At 28.7% G+C, this 20,669-nt stretch carries 17 protein-coding genes; 1 reads left to right on the forward strand and 16 read right to left on the reverse strand.

The window, feature by feature from the left end:
- Positions 1-13: 13 nt before the first annotated feature.
- The 12 genes from whiA to ACYQ1T_RS04720 form a co-directional block, all read right to left on the reverse strand.
- Positions 14-964: a DNA-binding protein WhiA gene (gene whiA, locus ACYQ1T_RS04665; protein WP_459832362.1), complete on the reverse strand. Its 951-nt coding sequence runs from the start codon at positions 962-964 to the stop codon at positions 14-16.
- A gap of 136 nt (positions 965-1,100) precedes the next feature.
- Positions 1,101-2,306, reverse strand: coding sequence for an ABC transporter permease (locus ACYQ1T_RS04670; RefSeq protein ID WP_459832365.1), 1,206 nt, complete (start codon positions 2,304-2,306; stop codon positions 1,101-1,103).
- On the reverse strand, positions 2,303-2,980 hold the full coding sequence (locus ACYQ1T_RS04675) for an ABC transporter ATP-binding protein (RefSeq protein WP_459832368.1): 678 nt from the start codon (positions 2,978-2,980) through the stop codon (positions 2,303-2,305). The genes ACYQ1T_RS04670 and ACYQ1T_RS04675 overlap by 4 nt, the downstream gene beginning before the upstream one ends.
- A gap of 2 nt (positions 2,981-2,982) precedes the next feature.
- On the reverse strand, positions 2,983-4,188 hold the full coding sequence (locus ACYQ1T_RS04680; RefSeq protein WP_459832370.1) for an efflux RND transporter periplasmic adaptor subunit: 1,206 nt from the start codon (positions 4,186-4,188) through the stop codon (positions 2,983-2,985).
- A 146-nt stretch (positions 4,189-4,334) separates the two neighbouring features.
- Complete coding sequence (locus ACYQ1T_RS04685) at positions 4,335-4,748, reverse strand: hypothetical protein (protein ID WP_459832372.1); 414 nt, start codon at positions 4,746-4,748, stop codon at positions 4,335-4,337.
- A 209-nt stretch (positions 4,749-4,957) separates the two neighbouring features.
- Positions 4,958-6,319, reverse strand: coding sequence for a gluconeogenesis factor YvcK family protein (locus ACYQ1T_RS04690; RefSeq protein ID WP_459832374.1), 1,362 nt, complete (start codon positions 6,317-6,319; stop codon positions 4,958-4,960).
- Positions 6,316-7,200, reverse strand: coding sequence for an RNase adapter RapZ (gene rapZ, locus ACYQ1T_RS04695; protein ID WP_459832376.1), 885 nt, complete (start codon positions 7,198-7,200; stop codon positions 6,316-6,318). The genes ACYQ1T_RS04690 and rapZ overlap by 4 nt, the downstream gene beginning before the upstream one ends.
- A 162-nt stretch (positions 7,201-7,362) precedes the next feature.
- Entirely contained in the window at positions 7,363-8,487 is a 1,125-nt protein-coding gene (hisC, locus tag ACYQ1T_RS04700; RefSeq protein WP_459832379.1) for a histidinol-phosphate transaminase, read from the reverse strand.
- Positions 8,488-8,686: 199 nt separating this feature from the next.
- A complete protein-coding gene (gene murB / locus ACYQ1T_RS04705) occupies positions 8,687-9,601 on the reverse strand; it encodes a UDP-N-acetylmuramate dehydrogenase (protein ID WP_459832382.1) in 915 nt (304 codons plus the stop codon).
- 133 nt (positions 9,602-9,734) lie between these two features.
- Entirely contained in the window at positions 9,735-11,600 is a 1,866-nt protein-coding gene (uvrC, locus tag ACYQ1T_RS04710; protein ID WP_459832385.1) for an excinuclease ABC subunit UvrC, read from the reverse strand.
- A 168-nt stretch (positions 11,601-11,768) separates the two neighbouring features.
- A complete protein-coding gene (locus ACYQ1T_RS04715; RefSeq protein WP_459832387.1) occupies positions 11,769-12,317 on the reverse strand; it encodes a dTDP-4-dehydrorhamnose 3,5-epimerase family protein in 549 nt (182 codons plus the stop codon).
- A gap of 179 nt (positions 12,318-12,496) precedes the next feature.
- Complete coding sequence (locus ACYQ1T_RS04720) at positions 12,497-13,447, reverse strand: alpha/beta hydrolase (protein ID WP_459832390.1); 951 nt, start codon at positions 13,445-13,447, stop codon at positions 12,497-12,499.
- 235 nt (positions 13,448-13,682) lie between these two features.
- Between ACYQ1T_RS04720 and ACYQ1T_RS04725 the strand changes: the two genes are divergently transcribed.
- Positions 13,683-14,456 (forward strand): hypothetical protein, encoded by a 774-nt coding sequence (locus ACYQ1T_RS04725; RefSeq protein WP_459832392.1) that lies wholly within the window; start codon positions 13,683-13,685, stop codon positions 14,454-14,456.
- Between the two features lie 58 nt (positions 14,457-14,514).
- Here ACYQ1T_RS04725 and ACYQ1T_RS04730 read toward each other — a convergent pair whose 3' ends face one another.
- From ACYQ1T_RS04730 to uvrA, 4 genes are all read right to left on the reverse strand, one after another.
- Positions 14,515-15,987, reverse strand: coding sequence for a peptidoglycan D,D-transpeptidase FtsI family protein (locus tag ACYQ1T_RS04730; RefSeq protein WP_459832394.1), 1,473 nt, complete (start codon positions 15,985-15,987; stop codon positions 14,515-14,517).
- Between the two features lie 3 nt (positions 15,988-15,990).
- Positions 15,991-17,223, reverse strand: coding sequence for an FtsW/RodA/SpoVE family cell cycle protein (locus ACYQ1T_RS04735; RefSeq protein WP_459832397.1), 1,233 nt, complete (start codon positions 17,221-17,223; stop codon positions 15,991-15,993).
- 12 nt (positions 17,224-17,235) lie between these two features.
- Complete coding sequence (locus ACYQ1T_RS04740) at positions 17,236-17,688, reverse strand: FHA domain-containing protein (protein ID WP_459832399.1); 453 nt, start codon at positions 17,686-17,688, stop codon at positions 17,236-17,238.
- A 75-nt stretch (positions 17,689-17,763) separates the two neighbouring features.
- The gene (gene uvrA, locus ACYQ1T_RS04745; RefSeq protein WP_459832401.1) at positions 17,764-20,589 is read right to left on the reverse strand and encodes an excinuclease ABC subunit UvrA; all 2,826 of its coding nucleotides are present in this window, start codon (positions 20,587-20,589) and stop codon (positions 17,764-17,766) included.
- Positions 20,590-20,669: the final 80 nt, after the last annotated feature.

The following is a 20,669-nucleotide window of genomic DNA, read 5'->3' on the forward strand; positions in this document are numbered from 1 at the left end:
AACACCCCCTTTTTTAGTAAGTTCCTGATCTTACCTCTTCAGCTATTTTCTCTATTTTTCTTAGTCTATGATTTATTCCTGATTTACCTACTGGAGGATTTAGCATTTCACCTAATTCTTTTAGTGACTCATCTGGATAGCTAAGTCTAAGTTCTGCTACCTCTCTTAAGTTTTTAGGTAATCTTTGAAGTCCTATTTCCTTTTGAATAAGTTTAATACTCTCAACTTGCCTTACTGCTGCATTAACTGTCTTACTTAAATTAGCTGTTTCACAATTAACAAGTCTGTTAACATTGTTTCTCATTTCTTTCATTATTCTTATGTTTTCAAGTTCAAGTAATGATGTATGAGCGCCTAAAATTCCTAGAAGATTAGATATTTGTTCACCTTCTTTTATATAAATTATGTGGCTATTTTTTCTTTGAATTACTTTTGAATTTAATCCAAAGGTATTTATTAGCTTACATAAATCATTTGCATACTCTTCACTATGTGTTACAAATTCTAAATGATAAGTTTTTTCTGGGTTACTAATACTTCCTCCTCCTATAAAAGCACCTCTTATATATGCTCTTTTTAATTCATCTGTTTTAACCATTTCTTCATCTATTCTATAATCTATCGTTAAAACTCCATCAACCTCTTTAAATATTCCTGTATCTCTAAGTAAATCTCTAACACCCATAGACTCTTCTATTAATACCATATAGATATTATTCTTTTTTAGAGAATTACTTTTTTTAACCATTAATTTTGAATGTATATCAAAATGCTCTTTTAACAAACTAAAAATATGCCTTGCTGATGCTGGATTTTCAGTTGTTATTCTAAAAGCTAAACCTAATCCGCTAAAGGATATAGTTCCGCTTACTTTCATTATTGCAGATATTTCAGCTAAAGCATCACTTTTCGTTAATTCTGAATGTCTACATATTTCTCCTTTAACCTTTGATGAAAATGACATAAAGTTTCCTTCCCCTCGCTATAAATATGTATATATTATATCAATATATTATAACATAAAAATATTTTTTTTAAGATGTAAATTATAAGCAAAAGAAGAGCCTTACCTTTAAGTAAGACTCTTTCTATATTATGCTTTATTTAAGAATATCTATAGTGTTTGCATTTGCTGCCTTTTTAGCTGGTAATATACTTGAAGCTATTCCAACAACAATTGAAATCCCTACTGCAATAGATGCTGTATATAAACTTGGTGTAATAGTTAACTTCATAAATGCTGAAATTATATTAGCAATTATAATTCCAAGTATATATCCTATTACTCCTCCTGTTAAAGTTATTACAACACCTTCTATTAGAAATTCTCTTCTTATATCTCTTTTTTTTGCCCCTAGGGCTCTTTTAATACCTATTTCTGCTATTCTTTCTGATACTGATGTATATATCATATTCATTACACCAATACCGGCTATAAATAATGATATTCCTGCTACTGCTGCAATAAATAGTGTTATAGTATTTAATACTCCACCCATAAGCTTTACTATTCCACTAGTATCCATAACCTTGTATTTTCCCTTACTTCTATTACTTCCTATATCATTTAATTTATTTTCAATATCCTTTATGCTCTTTTTTACATCAGCTTCTTTTTTTAATGTTATTGTTAAACCTGCTGTGTTTTTACTTGTACCAAAATACTTATTGTAAGTTCCTTCTGGTATTTGTATTCCACCTGACATATCAAAGAATTTAACTTCACCATCTGGCGCTGCTTTAACTATTCCTACAATTTCAAAAGTTAGTCCCTTAATAGTTGCTATTCCACCAAGTACATCTTCTACTTTATTAAACTTTTCATTTAATAAACTTTCTGAAACAACAACTACTCTTTTCTTTCCATCACTATCGCTTTTACTTAACTTTCTACCAATAATATCCTCTTCTGCTCCATTTACAACCTTTTTAGCTAAACCTTGAAAATCTTTTCCTCTTATATTAATTGATATAAATTCACCAAAGCTATTAGTATCATAGTTAAAATCTACCTTTTCAACTCCATCTAAATCTACTATAGCATTTTTATCTTCAACATTAAATATGTTTCCTGATATCATTTGTTGTTCCTTACCTTCAGTACTTAACATAGCTTGTAATACAACTTTTCCTTCATCTTCTCCAGTAAACTCTTTAATGGTTTTAGCTTTATATCCTTCTCCTAATGCAACAATTGCAATAACTGCTGCAATCCCTATAATAATCCCAAGCATAGTTAAAAAAGAACGATTCTTATTTCTATTTAAATTTCTTAAGGCTGAAAATATTAATACTTTAATTCTCATATTACCTCATCCCCCTCCTTAAGCTCTCCATCAAATATCTTAACCATTCTATCTGCTTTTCTTGCTACATTTATATCATGAGTTATTAGGATTATTGTAATTCCTTCTTTGTTTAAGTCCTTAAATATTTTCATAATCTCTTCTGAAGTATGACTATCTAAAGCACCTGTTGGCTCGTCTGCAATTATTATATCTGGATTATTTACTAAAGATCTTGCAATAGATATTCTTTGTTGTTGTCCACCTGATAACTGCGTTGGATATTTATTAATTTTATCTGCAAGCTTTACATTTTCTAATAGCTCTTTTACTCTTTTTCCAGTTTCCCTTAAGGAGCAACCTCTATAAAGCATTGGAAGTTCTATATTTTCCTTTATAGTAAGCCTTTTTATAAGATTAAAATCCTGAAACACAAATCCTATTTTTTCATTTCTAAATGAAGATAAAGCATCATCTGATAAATCTTTTATGTTCTTATTATTTAATAAGTAGCTACCTTCAAAGCTTTTATCTAATAATCCTAATATTTTTATCATTGTAGATTTTCCTGATCCTGAAGGTCCCATTATCGCTAGAAACTCACCTTTTTCAACTCTTAAATTTACATCTCTTAAAGCATGTAATTTTTCTTCTCCAGAGATATAATACTTATTTATCCCCTTCAGTTCTATCATATTTAATTATCCTCCTTAAGGACTTCTGATGGATTCTTTACTAATTTATCACCTAAAGTAATATCTCCATCATCTAATATATAGTTTTCTCCTTGTAGTGTAGCTTTAATTTCTACTTTTTCAAATGGATTTTCCTTATCACTTGTTTTAGATTTAGCTACATAAAGTTTAGAATTATTTTCATATACATATTCCTTCGGAATTTGTATATTACTCTTATCTATTTTTACTTCAACACTAAATCCAACTCTTATTTCTTTTTCTGGTTTAATATAGAAGTTATATGATATAGACTTACCGTCCATTGAAGCTGTTGGAAGTTCATCTATTGAAGTTATTTTTCCCTTAATTAAATCTCCATTACTTATTACTTTTATTTGAACTTCTGTATCAACTTTTAAACTTTCAACATCAAACTCTGAAACATCCGCCTTAACTAATGGTTCCTTTGATACTACTCTCATATATTCTGCTGTAGGATCTGTTAATCCCTTTTGATTAATATATACAATTCCATCAATATCAGCCTTAACTTCTTTCTTAGCTTTTGAATTTAAAGAATCCTTTTGAGATGTTAAATCTGAAGCAGAATCCTTAAATGTTACTATTTGAGCATCCTCTGCTTCTATTTTAGAATCTAGAACTTGACTTTTTTGATCTAACTCTGCTTTTTTTCCTGCTAATTGAGTTATAGCCTCTTGTATTTTTGCCTTATCCTCATCCTTAGCTTGACTTAAAGCTTTTTCATTTGCAGCTATTTGATTTGAAAGCTTTAAAGCTTCACTTGCAATTCTACCTTTTTCATTAAAAAAGCTTGTCTTCTTTTCGCTGCTTCTTTGAGCTTTTTCATTAGCTGAGTTTATTTGCCTACTTAATCCATCTACTTGTTCAGTTATTGCCGGATTAGTATATGTAAAAAGTATATCTCCCTTAGCTACTTCTTGCTTATCTGTTACATTTACTTTTTCTATATCCCCAGATGTTTTATCCATCATTATTTTTTGTTCTTTGCTAACAATACTAGTCCCTTTAAACTTTACTCCGCTATCTCCTGTAATTTCATATAAATTTTCAGTTGAAGTTGTAAGATTTAAAGCTTCATTTTTTTGATTTTTAATTTTTAATCCTAAAAATACAACTATAGCTAAAGCTATTACAGACCCTAAAATAATTAAAATTAACTTTTTATTTATTTTTTTCTTATTCACTACAGCACCTCTTTATATAAATTTTTATTTAATATTCCCATAAATTTTCAACTAATCTTTTAATTGAAAAAATGACCTATACTCACTAATTGTAATAACCATTATTACTCTTAAATGAATATAGGCCATAACTATTTTCCATTTTATTATGCTTCTATATTATTCCCAAACCCATAAACAGCTTTCTTTTTAAATATAAATATAGCCATTAATACTGGCATTACTAATCCCAATAGAGAATATACTGATACACCTTCAGTTATTGCAGTAAATACAATTGATAATACTTGAGTAATAAAATATAAATATACTCCTATTGATTTTTTACATAATAGTAAAATTACTGAAACAATAAGGGCTAATGTAAATACAAGTGATATAATTCCTTGAGATTTAGTAACTTCTTTTGCTTGTCCTAAAGCAGACATTTGATTATTCATTGCATCATTCATAAAAATAATCATAATTGATCCAAATAAAGCAAAAACACTAAATATTAAATGTATTACTGATATAGTAATAACCCCTGCACCTACTTTTTCTTTTTGTTTAATTTCCATAGTTATCTCCTCCTTATTATAAAATGATATTTTTTATCACCTTATCCCCAAAAATATAAATTATTTTAGATAGCTAATCTATTAGTAATATAATATTAACATTTTATCCATATTTTGTACATACATTGTGTGAATTTAATTAAATTCTTATAAACTTCACTTAAATCTATATTTATTATTAATTAATACAAAAGAGAGCTAAGAATATCTTAACTCTCTTTTTGTGTATTTTTATTTTTTCCCGATTCTTCTTTTTCCTTTATACGTTGTGATACATACATATATTCTATTATTTTCTTTCTATCATAAGAAAGCTTCTTTTCCATTATAGTATCAACTAAAACTTCAGCTAAATATTCTGAATCATGTTTAACATATCCTTTTTCTATCTTAGCTAGCGTAGCTTCTACAACTTCAACACCTAATTTCTTTAGTTCTTTTGTATCTAATTCAACAAGCTCTGAATTATCTTCTATATATTTTTCTTTTATTTCTTGCGGAATATCTCCTCTATTAGCAATTACATAGTCTACAATTCCTCTTCCTGCATGCTTTTTTAATACCTTTATATGATCTGAAACTTTAAATCCATGAGTTTCCCCTGGTTGTGTCATTATATTTGATATATATATTTTAATAGCATCACTTTTTTTAATACTTTCAGCTATATCTTTTACTAATAAATTTGGTATTATACTTGTATAAAGGCTTCCTGGCCCAAGGACTATTGCATCGGCTTCTTCTATAGCTTTTAATGCATCCTCTAAAGGTTTAGCATCACTTGGCTCTATCATTAATTTTTTAATTCTTGAATTTCTCTTTAAAACTTCGCATGGTATTTGTGATTCTCCATCAACCTTCTCACCATTTTCTAGTTCAGCTACAAGTTTCATATCTTCTAGAGTTACTGGCAATACCTTTCCTGTAACTGCTAAAACTGAACTCATTTTTTGAACAGCATCTTCAAAGTTTTCACTTACACCATCCATAGCTGCTAAAAATAAATTTCCAAAGTTTTGATTTTTAAGTCTACCATCTATAAATCTGTATTGTAATAGTTCTTCCATTAAAGGCTCTGTATCTGCTAAGGCAAGTAAACAGTTTCTTATGTCTCCAGGTGGTAACATTCCAAGGTCTTCTCTTAAAGCTCCTGATCCACCACCATCATCAGCAACTGTTACTATTGCTGTAATATTTGATGTATAATATTTTAATCCTCTTAGCATTGTTGAAAGCCCTGTTCCCCCTCCAACAACTACTATTTTAGGTCCCTTTACCAATAATCTTTTTTCATATATTAAGTTTTCCATTTTTCTACTATCAATAGATAACTTTATATATCCTTTATTCGTAAGGGTAATAATTGATTTCATACTTTCAACTACAGATATATATATTACAAAAATTCCTGTTATATTTAAGAAAATATAAAATAACTTATAGTAAATATCATATACTCTACGAATAGCTAGTTCTGTAAATCCAAAAGCAATTAAAAGTATTCCTAATATTCCAAAGAAAAACCATCGCTTTATTCTTACTCCAGGTTTTAACCAATCTTTAATACTCATAGTTTCTTAGCCCCTTGATGTACATCCTCTCTTATATCTCTATGCTCTACAGATACGTTATAATTTCTTTTTAATAGATTTTCAAAAATAGCATTTGCTATAGCTACTGATCTATGTCTACCTCCAGTACAACCAACTGAAATAATAAGTTGTCTTTTTCCTTCCTTTTTGTAATTAGGAATTAAGAAGTCTAGCATATCATCTACTTTTTTAATAAATCCTTTTGTTTCTTCTTGTGCTAAAACATAATCTCTTACTGGAGCATCACTCCCTGAAAAAGGCTTTAACTCTGGTATATAAAATGGATTTGGTATAAATCTAACGTCAAATACTAAATCTGAATCTACTGGTATTCCATATTTGAAACCAAAGCTTAATACTGTTACTGATAATTGCTTTTCCGGTTGCTTTGCATCACCATAGTTTTTATTCATTTCTTCTCTTAAATCTCTTATGGCATATTTTGAAGTATCTATTATTATATCTGCTCTATCTTTAACTTCTCTTAATTTGTTTCTTTCTTCATTTATACCAGTAATAACTCTACTTCCTGGTGCTAGTGGGTGGCTTCTTCTACTTTCCTTAAACCTTTTGACAAGTACTTCATCTGATGAATCTAAAAATAATATTTCATATTTAAAGTCTTGCTGCTTTAAATAATTTAGACTTTCAAATAGATCATCAAAGAATACTCCGCCTCTTATATCTATAACTAAAGCCACTTTATTTATTTTCCCTTGGCTTTGTACACATGCTTCTGCAAATTTAGGTATTAATTTTGGTGGAAGGTTATCTACACAAAAGTAACCCATATCTTCAAGGCTTCTTGTTGCTTCTGTTTTACCTGCTCCTGATAAACCTGTAACTATTATAAATCTCATACTATTACCTCCCTTATAATCTACTATATAAATAATTATATCATATAGTTGTTAAATTTGCTTAGTGTTTTACACTTCATATTCTACTCAATTATATGTATATAATATAAGTTTCACTTAAAAAGGTGATAATAATTTTAACATTATTATCACCAATATTTATTATTTATCTCTTTCTTCCATAGCCTCCCATAAAAGTTCACAAAATTCTCTATTATTTTCCTTTGTACCTAAACTAACTCTTATCCATCCTGGTACTCCTAATAAATATCCAGGTCTTATAATATATCCATGTCTTAATAAAAATTCATGAATTGGTTTATCATCACCTTTAACATTAATCATAATAAAATTTGCTTGTGATGGTACATATTCTAGTCCCATCTTTTCAAATTGCAATGTTAAATATTCTCTTTCATCAGCATTAAAAGCCTTTACTTTATTTAAGAATTCATCATCCTTTAATGCTGCCACAGCTGCCTTTTGAGCAAATAAGTTAACATCAAAGGCATTTATAACTCTATTCATATAATCAACAAAATCTGGTCTTGCTATACCATATCCAAATCTTAGTGATGCTAATCCATAAGCTTTAGAAAATGTTCTTAAAATAACCAGGTTAGGATATTTCTTTAATAACTCTAATGAATTTGGATATTTATCTGATGTTACATATTCACAATATGCTTCATCCATTACTATAACTACTTCTTCTGGAATTTTATCTATAATTTTATTAAATTCTTCAGCTGTGAACATGCTTCCTGTAGGATTATTAGGATTACAAAACCATATTATCCTTGTTTTATCTGTTATTGCGTTTACCATAGCTTCTAAATCTAAATAATTACTTTTCAAAGGAATTTTAACTGGTGTAGCTCCCATAAGTAATGTATTACTTTCATATCTTGGAAATGTAAGTTCCGGCATTACACTTTCATCACCCTTATCAAGTACAATAGTACAAAGTACATTTATTAAAGAGTCTGATCCTGCCCCACAGAAGATCATATCTTGTTTTATATTTAACTTTTTACTTAAATCTCTTTTAAATTCATATGATGATGAATCTGGATACATATTAACTTCTGTTAATAGCTCCTTTATTGCTTCAATTACCTTAGGTGAAGTTCCTAATGGATTTTCATTAGATGCAAGTTTTACAACTTTTTCTATTCCAAGCTCTCTTTTAACCTCATCTATTGGTTTTCCTGCTACATATTTTGATAAACCTTTTACTTCTTCTCTTATTTTATATTTCATAATATACTGCCATCTATTTGGCATAGCCCCCTTTTTTATCTAATATTCTAATTATATATTATAGGATTTATTTTAACAATTCAGAATTTAAAGAAATTTTCTTCTTTAACTAATATAATGAATCCTAAATAAAATTAAAACTTTTAAAATATAAAAAATCCCTTAGGATATAATCCTAAGAGATTTTATTATATTTATTAACTTTAATAGTATACTCTATTAATTATTCTTCTCCAATTATTCTAACTTCAGGATGAAGTTTAACTCCAAACTGCTTTTCAACTTCCTCTTGTATATGACTTATTAAATTAATTATATCTTTAGCAGTTGCTCCACCTTTATTTATAACAAAGCCTGAATGTTTCTCTGATACAGCAGCACCACCTATGCTAAAGCCTTTTAAGCCAGCATCTTGTATTAATTTTCCTGCAAAATATCCTTCTGGTCTTTTAAATGTACTTCCTGCTGATGGATATTCTAAAGGTTGCTTTGATTCTCTTTTAAGTGTTAAATCATCTACTCTTTCCTTTATACTATTTCCATCTCCACTTTCTAGCTTAAAAGTAGCTGATAAAACTATATATCCTTTTTTCATAACTATGGATGATCTATATCCTAATTCTAATTCTTCTTTAGAAAGCTTTACGATATTATTATCATTATCTATAACAATAGCAGATTCTATAACATGTGATGTTTCACCATTGTAAGCACCTGCATTCATAAATACAGCTCCACCTATTGTTCCAGGTATACCACAAGCAAATTCAAAACCTGTTAAAGAGTTTTCTAATGCAGCTTTCGATACATCTTTAAGCATAGCACCGCATTCTGCCTCTACTCTATCTCCTTTTACTGTTATATTTTTAACTTCTCCAAGTTTTATAACGACACCTCTTATTCCACCATCTCTAACTAAAAGATTAGAGCCATTTCCAACTACGTAAAAAGGTATGTTATTTTGTCTGCAAATCTCTATAGTCTTAATTACCTGTTCCTGATTTTCTGGAATTAGAAGTATATCAGCCGGTCCCCCTACTTTAAAGTGAACATGACTTTTCATAACTTCATCTACTTTTATATTATCTTCATTATAAAATTCTTTAAATAATCCTATATATGCTTTATATCGATTCATACCTATCTCCTTATAAAACGTAGTAATATCCTTACATAGTATAAATTAAAAGTTTATATTAAACAACCCATATAATGATATATTTAATCATTATACTAATATTGTAACCACTTTGTTACAATATTAGTATATATTAATCCTTTTTTTGGAAGTAACTAACTATACTCTCAGCTGCTTTTTTGTCTATGCTTGGAGTTTCTAATAACTCATCAAAAGATGCCTTTTTTATATTTTCAACACTTCCAAATTTCATTAAAAGATTTCTTCTTCTCTTTTCACCTACGTTTGGTATATCTTCTAATATTGAATGTAATGTTCTTTTATCTCTTAAGGTTCTATGATAAGTTATAGCAAATCTATGTACCTCATCTTGAATTCTTCTTATCATTTGCATTAAATTTGAACTTCTATTTATTATAAGCTCTTGATTGTTATATATAATTCCTCTTGTTTGATGTTTATCATCTTTAACTAATCCACATACAGGAATATTTATATTAAGTTTATTTAAAACATCTAGCGCAACATTAACTTGACCTTTTCCTCCATCCATCATAATAAGATCAGGAAAGCTTGAAAATTTCCCTGATGAAAAGTTTAAGTTTCTTTGTTGTATTTCTTTGATTTCCTTAAGTCCATGCTCAAATCTTCTTTCTAGTATTTCTCTCATACTATCATAATCATTGGCACCTTTTACAGATTTTATTCTAAATCTTCTATAATCACTATTTTTAGCTCTTCCTTCTTCAAAAACTATCATAGTCCCAACAGAATCTACTCCTTGTATATTAGATATATCATAAGCTTCAATTCTAAATGGTGGTTCATCTAAATCAAGAATTTCTTGTAATTCCATTAATGATATTTTATTTATTTCCTTTTCTCTTAAAAACTTATCTTTAAACTGTTCAAGGGTTATCTTTGCATTACTTCTAACCATCTCAAGCATTTCTTTCTTTTGTCCCTTTTGAGGAATTTTAACCCATACTTTAGCCCCTCTTTTTACAGTTAAAAATTCTTCTATTAAATCTAAATCCTCTATTTCAGGAACATAGATATTTTTTGGTATTTTTGCTGTTCCACCATAAAATGATGTAATAAATGAACTTAATACTATGCCTATTTTATCATCTACAGTATTTTCAAAAATAAAGTGTTCTCGTCCTGTTACTTTTCCATCTCTAGAAAAGAAAACTTGTACGCAACTATCTTTTTCATCCTGAAATATGCTTATGAAATCTTCATCACCTTCCATAGTTTTAAATATTTTTTGTTTTTCTGCAATTGCTTCAATAGCAAGTATTTTATCTCTAAACTTAGCAGCTTTTTCAAACTCTAAATTCATAGATGCTTCTTCCATCTCTAATTTTAATTGATTTATTATGGTTTTATCTTTTCCACTAAGTATATCCATAATATCAGTAATCATTTCTCTATACTTCTCTTTTGATATATATCCTGCGCAAGGCCCAAAGCATTTCTTAATATGATAGTTTAAACAGGGTCTAACTTTCTCACCATTTTCTTTTATTGAAAGCTTACATGTTCTTAAAGGAAATATTTTGTTTATTAAATTAATAGTTTCATATACTGCTGTCCCATTTGTGTATGGTCCAAAATATTTACTTCCATCCTTAGCATATCTTCTTGTTACAAAAACTCTAGGATAATCATCATTAATAGTTATTTTAATAAATGGATAAAACTTATCATCCTTTAGTGCAATATTATATTTAGGACTATGCTTTTTTATTAGATTACATTCTAGTATTAATGCTTCCATTTCTGAATCTGTAACTATATATTCAAACTCTGCTATATTTTTAACCATAACTCTAACTTTTTCTGAATGGTTTTTAGAGTTTTGAAAATAACTTTTCACTCTATTTTTTAATATTTTAGCTTTTCCAACATAAATAATTTCACCTAAAGAATTTTTCATTATATATACTCCAGGTTTCTCTGGTAAATTCTTTAAGTGATATTCAAAATCAAACATTTAATCACCAACCTTGGCTACTATTTTATCCACACTTGATATTTAAGATTTTATCATATCTGTGGATTAATACAATAATAGCCATTAATTATTCACATACATTTTATTAAAAATGAAAAGTAGAGAATTATAAATTTACAATTCTCTACTTTCAAATTTTAACTTTATTTAAAAGGGTGATTTAAAATTCTCAAATTTAGGCCAAGTTTCATCCTCTGCCTCTACTTCAACTCCACTGCCCCTAAAGTCCCAAGGAATATCTAATGAATCCCAATGTATTCCACCTCTATATTCTCTAATAAATGGTTTAGTTACTTTATAAAAAATTAAAGCTTCCTTTTCACCTTTTATATAATATCCATGTGCGCATCCTTTTGGAACATATAATAAGTTTCTATTATCTTCATTTAATGTAATAACTGTATATTTACCAAAGGTTTTTGATTCTTTTCTTAAATCTACAACAACATCTTGTATTTCTCCTATTATACAAGTTATTAATTTATCATGTTCTTCTGGCGGTGCTTGAAAATGCATTCCTCTAATAACACCTGGTCTTGCAATTGCATAATATTCTTCCTTAAAGTCAGTGCTTAATCCATATATATTAAATTGTGTATCATTAAACACTTTAATTAAATCACAAGTGCTTTCCATTGACACCGTTGGAGTAATTAGATAACATCCCTCTACTTCTAACTGCTTCACTCTAAACATTTTGTCATCTTCTCCTTTTAATCCTAAAAGTTTTAGCTTATTAAATAAGCCTTAATTTATTCTCTACTTTTAATATATGAAGTAAATAAATTAAGGTGTTTTAGAATTAAATTTTTTTATTATTTATCGACAAAATATTTTTAAATACTTTTACTAATTTAAAACAGCTTTAAAGTTTTTTACTTTACATTTTTTTCTATAAAATTATAAATTCTATTAAAATATTCATCCTCCATCTCATTATCTGCTACGCAATGACCTAACCCATCTATTAGCCATAATTCCTTTTTATCATGTGGTATTGTGTCATAAATATGTTTACTTCCTTCTGGCGATGTAGTTTTATCTGCAGTACCATGAATAAGCATAACTGGAACGCTTATATTTTCTACTGACTTATATGGTTTAACATCATCGAATGAAAATCCTGATTTTAATTTGATATATAAGTCACCAGCCCATGCTGCATATCCTACTGGTATTAAAGGAATATTCTTTTTTATTATTCCTAGTCTTATAGCACTTTCCATAGTATCATATGGTGCATCTAAAATATAAAAATCAACATTTTTATTTTTTTCGTTTAGCTCAGTGTGCATTGTTGCTGTTGCAGCTCCCATTGAATAACCATGTACTCCTAATTTTCCATTAGGGTAATACTTTTTAGCATAATTTACTACTTCATCTAAATCAAATCTTTCATAAAGTCCCATAGTAAATTCTTTTCCACCAGTTTGTCCTGTTTGTCTTTGATTATATACTACAACATTATATCCATTCTCTAAGTAATTAAATGCAGAGTTTAAAACTTCATAATAATTACTTTCTATTCCATGTACTAATACAATAGCATTTTCTGTTTTTTTATTTGACTTTATATTTAAAACTTCTACATCATATCCATTTATACTACTTTTTACAAAAGTTTTCTCACTATTATATTTTTCTAATTTATCTAATAGCTTGTCCTCTCTACTGCTATAAACTTCTATCATACTATCTTTGTCAACTTCCGGTGATGAACCTACTGATCCATTATAAACCATTCCTCCAACTATATATGTTAGACTTAAAAATACTATTAATATTATTGCTACTATCCATCTTATTATCTTGTTTTTTTTGCTCATAGTTTCCTCCTTAGTCAACTTTCTCTATATAAAAAGTATTTTTTCTTAATTATACTTAATTTATTTTGATTGTCAAATTATTTTATAATAAAATATCTTTGTAATAATAATAAATTTCTTTATTCTAGTTAAAATATCTCACTTCTTAATTAATAACTTTTTATTACAACATACATTTAGATTTTACAATATGATATAATTATTTTGTAAATAACTGTATTAGGATGGTAATATTATGAGTGTTAATAAACTTTATAAACTATTGGATTTAATTAAAACAAAATACTACATGAAGTTTAAACAAAAGACTTTTAAAGGTGAAAAATATAATATAAATTATCTTCTAGAAGAAAACCCAAATTCAGATATTCTTATAGTTGTTTTTACAGCATGTACTAAGGTTGGACAAAAAGCTAGATATAATTATGTTAGAACTGTTGAAAATTACAATTATAATAAATTATTTATTTTAGATGATTTTGGTTTTGATAATAGAGGTGCATACTATTTAGGTAAGAATAAAGACTTTAAAATCCAAGAAGATGTTTCATCATTAATTTCTTTAATATCTTCTAAATTAAATATAAACAAGGAAATTTTTATTGGATCAAGTAAGGGTGGTTATGCCGCATTTTATTTTGGTATTGATAGAAAGAATAGTACTATTATAGCTGGGGCCCCTCAATATAATTTAGGTGATTATCTTAATTTGCCTGGTCACAAAGAAATCCTTAAATATATCATGGGCGATATAAATGAAGATTCAATAAAATATTTAAATACTTTATTAGAAGATAAGTTATATAATAGTATATCTAATAATAATGAAATATACTTACACTATTCTGATAAAGAAGAAACCTTTGATACTGACCTTAAGTTTTTAGTTAATAAGTTAAATAGCCTTAACTATAATTGTATCTATGATAAGCATGATTATAAAGAACATGCTAATTTAACATTATTTTTTCCACAATTTATAAAAGATGTTTTAAATAAATATAAATAAAAAATGTAGGTAAACACTTATTTAAAAGTTACGTTTACCTACATTTTTACTTATATATCTATTGTCCAAGTACAGCTGCTCTAACTACTTGTGATGCTATATTTGCTGCTGAACCTGCTCCATTTTCTCCATTTTCTACAATAACAGCTATTGCAATCCTTGGATTATCTAATGGTGCTGCTGCTATAAACCAACCATGTGGAATTGCATCTGTACCATCTGATAACTTATAATCTGCTGTTCCTGTTTTTGCACCTGCATTTGTTCCTTCAAAGGCTGGCCATCTATAGATATTATTAGATACTAAATATCCCATATATTGCTTTACTATAGCTGCTGTATTTTTTGAGATTACATCATCTTTTAAAACTTTACTTTGTGTCTCTTTTACTAAATTTCCATCCTTATCAATGACTTTATTAACAAGCCTCGGTTCCATTAACACTCCATCATTAGCAACAGTTGCTGCCATAATTGCCATTTGCATTGGAGTTACTAATACACTTCCTTGACCTATTCCACTTTGAGCAATATTTCCTAATTCTGATGGATTTAATGTTGGAAATTCACTTTTAGAAATATTAACGCCTATTCCTGGTATTCTTGAATTTAACCCAAACTTCTCTGCAGTTGCTTTAAGCTTATCATTACCAAGTTCCATTGCTAGTGTTCCAAATACAACATTACTTGAAACTCTATATGCCATTTGTAAATCAATTTGTCCATGAGCTTGATGCATATAGTTGTTTAATGCAGTCCCGTCTGGAAAATCTATTTTACCTTTATCATTAAATGTTCTTCCAGCAACTGACGGATCATTTTCTATTGCACTTGAAAGTGTTATTGTCTTAAATACCGAACCTGGAGGATACATTCCATTTACAGCTCTATTTAAAAGTTTGCTTTCTTTATCAACTCCACTATTTGCATCTGCTATAGTCTGCTCTAAGTTATCTGGATTATAAGTTGGCTTAGATACCATTGCTAATATTTCTCCCGTTTTAGGATTTAAAGCTACAACTGAACCCTTTCTATCTCCTAATGCATCATATGCTACCTTTTGAAGATTGTAATCTAGTGTGGTTACAACACCATTACCAACCTTTTGATTTTTTTCATCTCTACTTGCTAAAGCCTTTTTTAAGTTAAAATCCTTAAAGAAATTTTTTAAACTAGTTGAAAAGCTATTGTAGTTAGAAAGTTCAGAATCAAAAGCATCTTCTAACCCTGTTAATCCAAATCTTTCATCAACATAACCTAATGCATGAACATAAAGATCACCATAAACATATTCTCTATTTTGAGTTAAGGTATCTACTCTTGCACTTTTTGTAAGAGCGTTACCATTTCTATCATATATTGTACCTCTTAATACTTCATTTCTTTTTGCCCAAAGTCTAATATTTCCAGAATCTTCTGCGATTCCAGGTCCCTTGAACACTTGAAAGTAGGCTATATATGATATTAAAGCTACAAAGCAAAAAAGGAATATAGCCATAACATTTCTTACACTCTTTGCTAAATCATTCATATATTATGCCTCCTCTGAAATTTTTTGTAGTATTCCTAATGTAAAGAACATTGTTAGCATTGAACTACCACCATAGCTTATAAGAGGAAGTGTTATACCTGTAAGAGGTATTACTGTAAATATTCCACCTATTATAACTAATGTTTGACATGCTATCATTGTACTAAACCCTACTGCTGCTAGTTGACTAAACTTTTCATTTGTAACAAAAGCTGCTCTTATACCTCTATAAAACAATAAGAAATATATAATCATAATTCCTACAGAAAATATCATTCCAAGTTCTTCAACTATAACAGCAAATATAAAGTCACTTTCACTTGCAAATATAAATTGTGGATATCCATTTCCAAGTCCAACTCCAAGCAATCCACCTGAAGCTATAGCATAAAGACCTTGAACTATTTGATGTCCTTCATCATTTGCATATTTCCACGGATCTCTCCATATCATAACTCTTCTTTTAACATGAGAGAACATACCATATGCTCCAACTGCTCCTATAGAAGATAATCCAAGACATGTAAAAACATACTTTTTCTTAGAAGTAGCTATGTATAACATCGTTACTGATATACCAAAGAATATCAATACAGATCCTAAATCTGTTTGTAGAACCATACAGGCTAATGAAAACATAGCCACTAAAGCTGGTTCAATCAGTTGCTTAAAGTCTTCTTTTAAATTATTTTTACTTTCATAATTCATCAATGCTGCTGCTAAGTATAAAACCAATGCTATTTTACCAAATTCTGATGGTTGAAATCCAAAAGAACCTATATATATCCAGTTCATAGCTCCATTTACTTGTATCCCTGTAGCTAATCCATATATAAGTGCCAACGGCATGCAAACTATTGTTGTTATCATATATAATCGTTTATACTTTGCAAAACTTTTTAAATCTGGTAACAATACTACGATTGCTATATATGCCGCCATACCTATTACTATCCAAACTAATTGCTTAATAGCTAATTCTGGTTTTATTCTATATAGCATAGCTACTCCTACTACAGCTAATATACTAGAAAATACCAACATAAATTTATCCCCATCAGGATAAAATCTTCTTACTACATAATGAGAAAGTCCTATGATAAAACATAGGACTACTCCCATAGCCAGTGCCTTTTTATCAAATGGCTTTTGTAATAAAGATAAGTTAGTAAATAAAAGCATACATAATAAATAAATTAGCTTTAAAACTCTTTTTTCTAACTTTAATGTACTCATATTACACGCCCCTTATTTTTTATCCGATCTTATCACTTTAAACACAGCACTACCTATTCTTATTTTATCATTAGGTCTTAGCTTGGCTTGTTCTTCTATTTTTTCATCATTAACATAAACGCCATTTGTACTATTTAAATCTTGAATAATTATCTCATTGTTTTTTATTAAAAGCTTCGCATGGTTTGATGAAGTATATTGATCTGTTAACCTAACTGCATTATCTTCACCTCTACCAATTGTTAAAGGACCTCTTAAAAGCAATAGAGTACCATTTTGGATATTTGAGTTTTCTCCTGCTTTAATTACTTCTATCCCATAATTTTTCTTTGTTGCGGATTGTTTTTTTCTTCCGCCACCTTTAACATCCTTGTACATTATTTTTAGTGCGTAATAAATTATAACATATAGTACAATCATAAAAGCCACACCAAAAACTATAGTCATTAGCTTTGAAAAACTCATTTCTTCACCCCTATAATTAGTATTATTACCATTATATATTAAAACTTATAGATAAAAATAACAAGTATATTATGGCTATCTTAACATCTTTTTAAGATATTTCCCTGTATAAGACTCCTTTATTTCACATATTTTCTCCGGTGTTCCAGCTCCAACTAATGTACCACCTTTATCTCCACCTTCTGGTCCAAGATCAATAATATAATCAGCACATTTTATCATGTCTAAGCTATGTTCTATAACTACAACAGTATTTCCAGCATCAACTAATCTTTGTAAAATTTCTATTAGCCTATTTACATCATCTATATGAAGTCCTGTTGTTGGTTCATCTAAAATATATAATGTTTTTCCCGTACTTCTCTTAGAAAGTTCAAATGCTAATTTTATTCTTTGAGCTTCTCCACCTGATAGTTGAGTTGATGGTTGACCAAGTCTAATATAACCAAGACCTACATCATTAAGTGTTTCAAGCTTATTTTTTATTCTCGGTATATTTTCAAAGAATTTTAATGCCTCTTCTACAGTCATGTTCAATACATCATCTATTGATTTTCCCTTATACTTAACTTCTAGAGTTTCTCTATTATATCTCTTTCCATTACATACATCACAAGGTACATATACATCAGATAAAAATTGCATTTCTATTTTTATAATTCCATCTCCAGAACATGCCTCACATCTTCCGCCCTTTACATTAAAGCTAAATCTTCCTGGTTTATATCCCCTCATCTTTGCTTCAGGAGTTGTTGAAAAAAGTTCTCTTATAATATCGAATGTACCAGTATAAGTAGCTGGATTTGATCTTGGCGTTCTTCCTATTGGACTTTGATCTATATCTATTATCTTATCTATATTTTCATATCCCATAATTGCTTTATGAGCACCTACTGGATTTTTGCTTTTATTTATAATTCTATTAAGACCTTTATATAATATTTCATTTACTAACGTACTTTTTCCTGAACCAGAAACTCCTGTAACCATTGTTAATGTTCCAAGAGGTATTGAAATATTTACGTTTTTAAGATTATTTTCCTTTGCACCTTGTACGGTTATCTTTTGTCCATTTCCTTTTCTTCTTTCTTTTGGTATTGTAATTTCTTTCTCTCCTATTAGATATTGACCAGTTATTGATTTTTTACAATTTTTAATTTCATCTATAGGTCCTGCTGCTATGATTTCTCCACCATGTTCACCAGCTCCTGGTCCTATGTCTACAATAAAATCTGCTTCTCTTATTGTATCTTCATCATGTTCAACAACAATTACTGTATTTCCAACATCCCTTAAATTTTTTAACGTTTTAATAAGCCTATCATTATCTCTTTGATGCAATCCAATACTAGGTTCATCTAAAATATATAGAACTCCCATAAGAGCTGAACCAATTTGTGTAGCAAGTCTTATTCTCTGTGACTCTCCACCAGATAGTGTTCCTGACGTTCTTGAAAGATTTAAATAATCAAGTCCTACATCAATTAAAAAATTTAATCTACTTTTTATTTCTTTAACTATTTGATCACTTATTATTTTATCCTTCTCTGAAAACACTAAAGACTCTAAATATTGAAGTTCTTCTCTAATAGGCAAAGTTGTGAACTCATAAATATTTTTTTCTCCAACTTTTACTGCTAGAGCTTCCTTTCTTAACCTTGCCCCTTTACACTTTGGACAATGATTATTACTCATATACTGTTCTATTTCACCTTTTATAAGGTCTGAATTAGTTTCTCTATATCTTCTTTTTAAGGCATTAATTTCACCTTCATAAGCATATGCATATTCTGCTGTCATACCTTCTTTTGTATAAATTACTTTTAACTTTTTACCATTAGTTCCGTATAAAACTAAATCTAACTCTTTTTTAGTAAGATCTTTTACTGGTTTATTTAAATCTAATCCATATGCTTCACTTAATCCTTTTAAAATAGCTAATGTCCAAGAATCTTCTTTTAATCTTCCTTCTCCCCAAGTAGCTATTGCACCATCCATTATACTTAATTCTTTGTTAGGTATAACTAGATTTTCATCAAGCTCAATTAAACTTCCTAAACCATCGCAGTAATCACATTTCCCAAAGGGTGAATTAAAAGAAAATAATCTTGGTGCAAGTTCATCTATACTCATGCCACATTCTGGACATGCAAATTTTTCACTAAATAAAATATCTTCTCCGCCTATAACATTAATTACAACTAATCCGTCTGCTAACTTAAGGGCCGTTTCTATAGAATCAGATAGTCTTCCTTCAATACCTTCTTTTATAACAATTCTATCTACAACTGCGTCTATATTATGTTTTATATTTTTATCTAAAGTTACCTCTTCTTCTGTTAAGTCATAAAGGCTTCCATCAATTCTTGCTCTTATAAATCCATTCTTTTTTATATTATCCAGTACTTTTTCATGAGTTCCCTTTTTCCCTCTAATCACTGGCGCTAAAATTTGTATTTTACTTTTATCCCCAAGAGCCATTACTCCATCCACAATTTGATCCACAGATTGTTTATCAATTTTAATCTTACACTTTGGGCAATATGGTGTTCCAACCCTTGCATATAATAATCTAAGGTAATCGTATATTTCCGTTACTGTACCAACTGTTGAACGTGGATTTTTACTTGTTGTTTTTTGATCTATTGAAATAGCTGGTGATAATCCTTCTATGTATTCAACATCTGGCTTATCCATCTGTCCTAAAAATTGTCTTGCATAAGAAGAAAGAGATTCTACATACCTTCTTTGTCCTTCTGCATAAAGCGTATCAAATGCTAAAGAAGATTTACCTGAACCCGATAACCCTGTAAATACTACTAATTTATCCCTAGGTATTTCTAAAGAAACATTTTTTAAATTATGTACCTTTGCACCTTTTATAATTATTTTATCCTTCATAATATTTTGCCCCTTTTCAATTTATAAATATATTTTTTCCTAACCTTTATAATTTAATCTCGAACAAACGTTCTTTATAC

The sequence above is a fragment of the Clostridium carnis genome (genome assembly GCF_054657435.1).

What these genes read in the sequence shown, in the direction of transcription:
- ACYQ1T_RS04740 (WP_459832399.1), bottom strand. Translation starts at nt 17,688, where the DNA reads ATGAGTTTTTCAAAGCTAATGACTATAGTTTTTGGTGTGGCTTTTATG.
- ACYQ1T_RS04730 (WP_459832394.1), bottom strand. Translation starts at nt 15,987, where the DNA reads ATGAATGATTTAGCAAAGAGTGTAAGAAATGTTATGGCTATATTCCTT.
- ACYQ1T_RS04725 (WP_459832392.1), top strand. Translation starts at nt 13,683, where the DNA reads ATGAGTGTTAATAAACTTTATAAACTATTGGATTTAATTAAAACAAAA.
- uvrC (WP_459832385.1), bottom strand. Translation starts at nt 11,600, where the DNA reads ATGTTTGATTTTGAATATCACTTAAAGAATTTACCAGAGAAACCTGGA.
- ACYQ1T_RS04685 (WP_459832372.1), bottom strand. Translation starts at nt 4,748, where the DNA reads ATGGAAATTAAACAAAAAGAAAAAGTAGGTGCAGGGGTTATTACTATA.
- murB (WP_459832382.1), bottom strand. Translation starts at nt 9,601, where the DNA reads ATGAATCGATATAAAGCATATATAGGATTATTTAAAGAATTTTATAAT.
- whiA (WP_459832362.1), bottom strand. Translation starts at nt 964, where the DNA reads ATGTCATTTTCATCAAAGGTTAAAGGAGAAATATGTAGACATTCAGAA.
- ACYQ1T_RS04715 (WP_459832387.1), bottom strand. Translation starts at nt 12,317, where the DNA reads ATGTTTAGAGTGAAGCAGTTAGAAGTAGAGGGATGTTATCTAATTACT.
- ACYQ1T_RS04690 (WP_459832374.1), bottom strand. Translation starts at nt 6,319, where the DNA reads ATGAGTATTAAAGATTGGTTAAAACCTGGAGTAAGAATAAAGCGATGG.
- ACYQ1T_RS04735 (WP_459832397.1), bottom strand. Translation starts at nt 17,223, where the DNA reads ATGAGTACATTAAAGTTAGAAAAAAGAGTTTTAAAGCTAATTTATTTA.
- ACYQ1T_RS04720 (WP_459832390.1), bottom strand. Translation starts at nt 13,447, where the DNA reads ATGAGCAAAAAAAACAAGATAATAAGATGGATAGTAGCAATAATATTA.
- ACYQ1T_RS04670 (WP_459832365.1), bottom strand. Translation starts at nt 2,306, where the DNA reads ATGAGAATTAAAGTATTAATATTTTCAGCCTTAAGAAATTTAAATAGA.
- rapZ (WP_459832376.1), bottom strand. Translation starts at nt 7,200, where the DNA reads ATGAGATTTATAATAGTTACAGGTTTATCAGGAGCAGGTAAAACAGAA.
- uvrA (WP_459832401.1), bottom strand. Translation starts at nt 20,589, where the DNA reads ATGAAGGATAAAATAATTATAAAAGGTGCAAAGGTACATAATTTAAAA.
- hisC (WP_459832379.1), bottom strand. Translation starts at nt 8,487, where the DNA reads ATGCCAAATAGATGGCAGTATATTATGAAATATAAAATAAGAGAAGAA.
- ACYQ1T_RS04675 (WP_459832368.1), bottom strand. Translation starts at nt 2,980, where the DNA reads ATGATAGAACTGAAGGGGATAAATAAGTATTATATCTCTGGAGAAGAA.